The sequence below is a fragment of the Bradyrhizobium sp. P2_E8 genome (genome assembly GCF_056403875.1).
Genome location: NZ_JBFUES010000360.1, coordinates 1 through 6,835 on the forward strand (window position 1 = coordinate 1; position 6,835 = coordinate 6,835).

General features: G+C 65.1%; 8 protein-coding genes. 2 read left to right on the top strand and 6 right to left on the bottom strand.

The annotated features are described in order from the left end of the window. On the bottom strand, nucleotides 1–1,340 hold a 1,340-nt coding region (gene dnaG, locus AC1D00_RS20280), incomplete at its 3' end, for a DNA primase (RefSeq protein WP_477011886.1). 245 nt (nucleotides 1,341–1,585) lie between these two features. Here dnaG and AC1D00_RS20285 point away from each other — a divergent pair. Beyond that, nucleotides 1,586–2,149, top strand: a complete 564-nt coding sequence (locus AC1D00_RS20285) for a chlorite dismutase family protein (RefSeq protein WP_477011887.1) — start codon at nucleotides 1,586–1,588, stop codon at nucleotides 2,147–2,149. 82 nt (nucleotides 2,150–2,231) lie between these two features. On the opposite strand, the gene AC1D00_RS20290 is transcribed toward AC1D00_RS20285, so the two are convergent. From AC1D00_RS20290 to AC1D00_RS20300, 3 genes are all read right to left on the bottom strand, one after another. Then, nucleotides 2,232–2,630, bottom strand: coding sequence for a gamma-glutamylcyclotransferase family protein (locus tag AC1D00_RS20290; RefSeq protein WP_477011888.1), 399 nt, complete (start codon nucleotides 2,628–2,630; stop codon nucleotides 2,232–2,234). A gap of 150 nt (nucleotides 2,631–2,780) precedes the next feature. Continuing rightward, nucleotides 2,781–3,593, bottom strand: a complete 813-nt coding sequence (locus AC1D00_RS20295; RefSeq protein ID WP_135177572.1) for a transglutaminase-like domain-containing protein — start codon at nucleotides 3,591–3,593, stop codon at nucleotides 2,781–2,783. A 14-nt stretch (nucleotides 3,594–3,607) separates the two neighbouring features. Next, entirely contained in the window at nucleotides 3,608–4,519 is a 912-nt protein-coding gene (locus AC1D00_RS20300) for a transglutaminase family protein (protein WP_477011889.1), read from the bottom strand. A gap of 90 nt (nucleotides 4,520–4,609) precedes the next feature. Between AC1D00_RS20300 and AC1D00_RS20305 the strand changes: the two genes are divergently transcribed. Further along, nucleotides 4,610–5,416 (top strand): N-formylglutamate amidohydrolase, encoded by an 807-nt coding sequence (locus AC1D00_RS20305; protein WP_404558785.1) that lies wholly within the window; start codon nucleotides 4,610–4,612, stop codon nucleotides 5,414–5,416. On the opposite strand, the gene AC1D00_RS20310 is transcribed toward AC1D00_RS20305, so the two are convergent. Both AC1D00_RS20310 and AC1D00_RS20315 read right to left on the bottom strand, forming a co-directional pair. Beyond that, a complete protein-coding gene (locus AC1D00_RS20310) occupies nucleotides 5,413–6,396 on the bottom strand; it encodes a DUF3592 domain-containing protein (protein WP_477011890.1) in 984 nt (327 codons plus the stop codon). The genes AC1D00_RS20305 and AC1D00_RS20310 overlap by 4 nt on opposite strands. 80 nt (nucleotides 6,397–6,476) lie before the next feature. Next, nucleotides 6,477–6,835, bottom strand: a 359-nt coding sequence (locus tag AC1D00_RS20315; RefSeq protein ID WP_477011891.1) for a LysE family translocator, incomplete at its 5' end; no start/stop codon positions are given.

Consider the following 6,835-nt stretch of genomic DNA (forward strand, 5'->3'; position numbering starts at 1 on the left):
GGCTGGAACGGCCGGCCACCCTGACCGGGGCGGAAATTGCCACGGCCGGCATAGCCGCCGCGCCCGGTCTCGGGTGCAAACGTGCGCTGAAGCCGCTCGGCGAGGTCCTGGCGATAATAGCGCCGCACCACCTCGTCGCGGATGCCATTGGAGAGCTCCTTGATGCGCGCCTCCAGCGCGGCGCGGCGCTCGGGGGTGGCGAAGTTGCCGCCTTCGAGCTCGCGCGACCAGAGCATGTCGGCGAGCGGACGCGCCGCCGCGATCACCTCTTCCATCGCGCCGCGGCCGCCGGAGCGCACGAGATCGTCGGGATCCTGCCCTTCCGGCAGCAGCGCAAAGCGCAGGCTTTTTCCAGGCGCGAGGAACGGCAGCGCGAGGTCGGCCGCACGATACGCCGCCTTCTGCCCGGCGCGGTCGCCGTCGAAGCAGAGGATCGGCTCGTCCGCCATCTTCCAGAGCAGCGCGAGCTGATTTTCGGTGAGCGCGGTGCCGAGCGGCGCGACGCTGCCTGCAAAGCCCGCGGTGACCATGGCGATGACGTCGACATAGCCTTCGACCACGATCAGGGCGCTGCCGTTATGCGCGGCGGCGCGCGCGGTCTGGTGGTTGTAGAGATTGTCGCCCTTGTGGAAGAGCGGCGTCTCCGGCGAGTTCAGATATTTGGCCGGAACGTCCTTCTCCAGCGCGCGCCCGCCGAAGGCGATGACGCGGCCGCGCAAATCGGTGATCGGAAACATCACGCGATCGCGGAAGCGATCATAGGGCACGGGGATGTCGTTGCCGCCGACGAGCAGGCCGGTCTCGACCATGTCGTCAACGGACACGCCGAGCTTGCCGAGATGCTCCTTCAGCGCGAAGCGATCCGGCGAGGCGTAGCCGAGGCGGAACTGCAATTGCGTCGCCGGCGAGATCGCGCGGTCGGCGAGATAGCCGCGCGCCTTGGCGCCGACGCGCGAGGCCAGCGTCTCGGCGAAAAACTTGGCGGCGAGATCCATGACGTCATGCAACGAGCGGCGGCGCTGCTCCTGGCGTGCCGCGTCGGGCGTCACCGCCGGCAGCGGCAGGCCCGCCATGCTCGCGAGCCGCTCGACCGCTTCGGCGAACGGCAGGCCGTCGGTCTCCATCACGAAGGCGATGATGTCGCCGTGCTTGCCGGAGGAGAAGTCGTGGTAAAAACCCTTCTGGTCGTTGACGTAGAAGGACGGCGTCTTCTCCTGCTGGAACGGCGACAGCCCCTTCCACTCCCGCCCGGCCTTCTTCAGCTTCACGCGCTTGCCCACGACTTCGGAAACCGAAAGCCGGGCACGAAGCTCGTCGAGGAATTGGGGCGTGAAGCGCATGGGGTGTGTCTAGCGCGAAACCGTGTGAGTCGGGCGAAGGATCAGGGATATAGGTGCAGCCCGCCCAAAAGTCAGGTTTGTCAGGATTATACGCGCTGTTCACAGCCCCTCCGTCATTCCTGGGGCGCCCGTCCCGTCACCCTGAGGTGCTCGCCTCGTCGGCGAGCCTCGAAGGATGACGGAACGAGCGTCCCGGAATGACGGGAAAAGCTTGAACCCGGACCGGTTCCACGCTTCCATAGGCCATGTTCAGGACCTTTCGAGGCGGCCACAGCGGGGGCTGGCGCGTGACCTCGATTTCGCCCGTGACGGGCGAGCCCCTGCCCTTCATGCCGGCGCTGTCGGTCACCGACAGCGAGGCCGTCTCATTGCCGCTGGTGCCCTCGCGCAATGCGTGGCGGCTGGTCGGCGTTCCCAGCAGCTTGCGCTACACCGAGCGCGCCGAGAAGCAGCAGCTCGTGGCCGTGCAGGCCGGGCTCGGCCGGCTCGAGGCAACCAGCGCGGCGTTGATCCCGATCCGCAAGTCGCAGGCCTGGTGGGATCTGACGCAGGAAGAGCGCCGCAAGATCTTCGAGGACAGGTCGCGCCACATCGCCAGCAGCCTGCGCTTCCTGCCCGCCATCGCGCGGCAGCTCTATCACTGCCGCGATCTCGGCGGCCCCTTCGACTTCCTGACCTGGTTCGAGTTCGCCCCCGCGCACGCCTCGCTGTTCGAGGAGCTGGTGGCGATGCTCCGGCGCACCGAGGAATGGACTTACGTCGAGCACGAGGTGGACGTGCGCGTGGTGAAGGAAGTGCTGTCGGCCTAAAGCGCGAGGAGATCGCGCTTTAGGTTATTTTCTTGAGCATGATCTTGTCGGAAGACCGCTGCTCACTTTTCCGGATCATGCTCTAGTGATCCAGGAATCGCCCCGACTCGATGCGGGGCAGACCGGCGACGGGCCAGTTGTAGACATAGGTCCACGCCTTGCCGGCGGTGCCGTCCGGCAGCGTCACGTCGATCAGCCTGCGCAGATATTCGGTCGGCTCCGGAAAGCCCTCGCCGCAGGCCTCGTACATGTCGAGCTCGCGCAGCAACTCGTCGGGCACGTGCATGTGGAAGAGCTCGCCATGGACAAGGTCGGACGGCGCATCCGACAGCAGCAATCCCGGATAATGCTTCACCAGGACGAGCCGGCCGCGGCAGGTCGCTTCACCCAGAAATTCCGCATGGCCGGCAAGCAGCCGCGCCATCGGATGGTCGAAGCCGCGCATCAGGGTGCCATAAACGAAGAGACGATCGGAGGTCATGGGGGCTCTATAGCCTCTGGACTTCGTCATTGCGAGGAGCTCTTGCGACGAAGCAATCCAGACTGTCACTGCGGAAAAGATTCTGGATTGCTTCGCTGCGCTCGCAATGACGAACCTGGAGCAACAAAATCACCCACCTTCACCATCTCATCACCTCACCCCACCCTCATCGCTCACCACCTCGAACTTCTTCAATTCCATCCGTCCAAAGCTCGTCGAGAGCGCGACATCGGCGGCGTCGCGGCCTGTCGCCATCAGGATGCGGCCGATGCGGGGGACGTTATGGCGGGCGTCGAAGGTGAACCATTTGCCGGAGAGCCAGACCTGAAACCAGCCGGAAAAATCCATCGGCGCCGGATCCGGCGGAATGCCGATGTCGCCCATATAACCGGTGCAGTAGCGCGCCGGGATGCCCATGCAGCGGCAGAGCGCGACGGCCAGATGCGCGAAGTCGCGGCAGACGCCGGTCTTCTGCTCGTAGACGTCGTGCGCCGACTTCATGTGATGGGCGTGCTCGTAGCCGAAGGTGACGTGCTGGTGCACGAATTCGGTGATGGCAGCGACGCGATCCCAACCAGGGTTCGTCTTGGCGAACAGCGACCAGGCGATGTCGGTGAGCTTATCGGTCTCGCAATAGCGGCTCGGCATCAAATAGAGCATCAGCTCGTTCGGCAGTTGCTCGATCGGGATCTGCCGCGCGTCCGGCATCACCTCGTCGGGCAGGCCGGTGTCGCGCACCAGCGCGCGGCCCTTCAGCGTCACGCCGCCGGCGGGCGCGACGAGGCGGCCGCACACATTGCCAAAACTGTCGTGATAGAAGCGGATCGGAACGTCGGGCTCCGCAACCACCGTCTCCGTGCCGATGATGTCGGCCTGCCGCGAGGGGTGGATGTTGAGCATGATCACCATCGGTGTCGGCTGTGCTGCCGCGTAGGCGATCTCGAAGCCGACCCTGATGTCCATCTATAAGACCTCCGCTATAAGACCTCTGCCTCCAGCTCCTGATCGTTGTCCTGGTCGTCCGAGACCACCTTGATGTTCACGTCCATGGCGTCGAAGGCGTCCCCGGAGCCGATATAGACGCCGTGCAGCGGGATCGCCTGGCGCGGATCGCGGGCAACCGCGACCCGGATCAGGTCACGGGTGCCGACGATGCCGTTGGTCGGATCGAACTCGATCCAGCCCGCGCTCGGCAAATAGACCTGCACCCAGGCGTGGGTCGAGCCGCCGCCGACATGCCGCTGCTCGATATCCTCCGGCACGAAGATGTAGCCGGAGACGAACCGCGCGGCGATGCCGAGCTGGCGCAGCGCCTCGATCATGAACAGCGCATAGTCCCGACAAGTTCCCGTGCCCGACTGCAAAGTGTCGAGCGGATGCTGCGTGCCCAACTCGTGGCGCTTGCGGTATTTGAACTGCTTGCGGATGCCGTGCGTCATGCCGCTCAGGATCTTGTAGGTCGGCGTCGGCGCGTCCTCGTCGAGGAAGCCGCGCGCCCACTCCGCGATCTCGCCGTCGGGATCGGTGTATTGCGGCGTGATGTACTGGACGAGATCGGGGAACTCCTCGTCGTCATAGACGAAGGGATAGAAATAGGCCGGATCGTCCGGCGTCAGCGCGAACTCCTCCACCGGATTGTGCTCGACGGTGACATGCCAGTCGAAGATCAGCGTGTCCGCGCGCTCGTCGAAATTGGCGATCGCGACCGAATTGCCGAACACGTCGTGGATCCAGTGYAGCGACATCGGCTCCGGCGAGATTTCGAGCCTGGAATCGAGCACGCGCAGATCGTGCCCGTCGCGCGGACGGAGCATGATCCGGTGTTCGCCGAACGCCACGGGGCGATTATAGCGATATTCGGTCTTGTGATGAATCGTGAGCAGCGGCATCGTGAGGCGATCATGGTGACTTTGGGCGGATCAATCTATAGCGATTGTGCCCGATTCTTGGGGTGACTGCATTTTCCATAGGCAATCAGGATGGCTTTAGACACAGCCGACGCGGCCGATCAACTGCTCGGCGAGGGCGACATTCCGCCAGTGCATGAGGTGAATGCGGCAGGGGCATCGCCCTTCCTGCTCACCTCGGATCATTACGGGCGGGTACTGCCGCGCGCGCTCGGCGATCTCGGCGTCGCCGAGAACGAGCTGACGCGGCACATCGCCTGGGACATCGGCATTGCCGGCGTCGCCGACCGGCTGGCAGAAATGCTCGACACCCACCTGATCGCGCAGCGTTATTCGCGGCTCGTGATCGACTGCAACCGCCCGCCGGGCGCCGTGAGCTCGATTCCCGTGATGTCCGAGGCAACGGCAATCCCGGGCAATGAGGCAATCTCCGCGGGCGAGCGCGCGGCAAGGCGGCGCGAGATTTTCGAGCCCTACCATCATCGAATCGATGCCACGATCGGCCGCCGCCTGCACGACAAGCGGCCGACCGTGCTGGTGTCGCTGCACAGCTTCACGCCGGTCTATGCCGGTGTCGAGCGACCCTGGCATATCGGCGCACTCTACAACCGCGACACCGTGCTGCCGCAGCTCCTGCTGAAGCATCTCCACGCCGAGAGCGATCTCGTCGTCGGCGACAACGAGCCCTATGCCGTCAACGACCTCACCGACTACACCATCCCCGTGCATGGCGAAGCCCGTGGCCTCGTCAGCACTGGCATCGAGATCCGCCAGGATCTGATCGCGGACCAGTCCGGCCAGCGGCAATGGGCCGAGCGGTTGGCAAGGATCTTTGCGGAGATCGAGCTGGAGCTGCGCGCGGAGAGGTTGGTCGATTAGCCGCCACGCGTCGCCACGAACACCGCCAGCGCGGCAAAGATCGCGGCGATGCCCCACAGCACGTAGGCGATGCGGCCGTCGCCGCGCGCGTCGAGCGTGGCCTCGGCCGGGTTGTCGGGGTTGACACGAACCTCGACGGTCGCGCCGTCCTGATAGCGCGACATCAGCTTTCGCAGCATCTCGTCGGAAGCCGACGGCGTTCCTGCCGCGACGCGCGCGCATTCATTGGTGTAGCTGACGTTCTGGTAGAGGTAGGTGTAGGTCACGCGCTTGCCGAACATCTCTGTGCCGCGGCGCTCGCCCGGCTCGCTGGCCTGGTGATATTCCTCCATTCCCGACAGCTTGATCGTGCCCGGCACGGTCGGCCACCGCGTCGCCATCGAGGCCTGCCGCTGCACGGCCCACGCCATCAGCGCGATGACGAGGCCGAACGCGCCGAAGGCAACGACCAGGCCTGCGAGATCGGGCCGCGCGACGTGATGGGCGAGATATTGGTAACTCTGGTTGAGACCGAACGCCGAGCCGAACACGATGGCGAGCACGATCACCGTGCCGATGCCGAGACAGCCCCACAGGCCCTTGGGCAGATCGCGCTCCAGCACGGCCTGATCGGGATGGCGCGGATTGTAGTAGACGGTGACGATGCTGCCGGCGGGATATTTCGCGAGCTTCTCGGCGACCTGGAAATCGCCGAGGTCTTCGCCGATCGAGATGCGGTTGTTGCGCAGCTTGCGGCCGCCGACCGAATATTCGTAGGTCACGTTGGCGAAGTTGCGATTCTCCGTCCGATAGCCGTCCTCGCGCTCGTCGTCGGACACCCTGACCTCGCGCACCTCGGCAACCGATGTGACCACCTTGCCGGGGGCCTGCGGCCAGCTCCGCGCCTCGCGCGCCTGCCAGGTCTTCACAACAGCGGCAATCAGGATCAGCGCGAGCGGCGCAAGCAGCATCGCGTAAACGAGCGGGGGCAGATCAGGCACGGCAAAATCCTTCGTCAGCGGCAATGCCCGATTGGACGCATTGCCGCCGCGAAGGGTTCAAACCAAACCCCGTCAGGAGGTTATTTCGCCCGCGTCAGCGCCAGCCAGATACCGCCGCCGATCATGAAGCCGCCGGAGATACGCGACATCATTCGCGTGCGGCGGGCCGAGAAGAATTTTCGGGCGCGCCCGGCTGCAATCGCATAGAGCGCGTCCGTCATCGCCGCGGTGACCATGAAAGTTGCGCCCAGCAGCGCGACTTGCGGGAAGTGGTCGCGGTTCATGTCCATGAACTGCGGGATGAAGGCGCCGAAGAACACCAGCACCTTCGGGTTCGACAGCAGCACCAGGAAACCTTGCAGGAAGAAGCCGCCGCGCGGCGGCGGAGGCGGCTGGTCGACATTGACGCCTTCGACCGGTGCCCAGATCAGCCTGATGC

Excerpts from the sequence above, each read along its gene's own strand:
- AC1D00_RS20295 (WP_135177572.1), bottom strand. The coding sequence starts at position 3,593 with ATGGACATCAGGGTCGGCTTCGAGATCGCCTACGCGGCAGCACAGCCG.
- AC1D00_RS20285 (WP_477011887.1), top strand. The coding sequence starts at position 1,586 with ATGTTCAGGACCTTTCGAGGCGGCCACAGCGGGGGCTGGCGCGTGACC.
- AC1D00_RS20290 (WP_477011888.1), bottom strand. The coding sequence starts at position 2,630 with ATGACCTCCGATCGTCTCTTCGTTTATGGCACCCTGATGCGCGGCTTC.
- AC1D00_RS20305 (WP_404558785.1), top strand. The coding sequence starts at position 4,610 with ATGGCTTTAGACACAGCCGACGCGGCCGATCAACTGCTCGGCGAGGGC.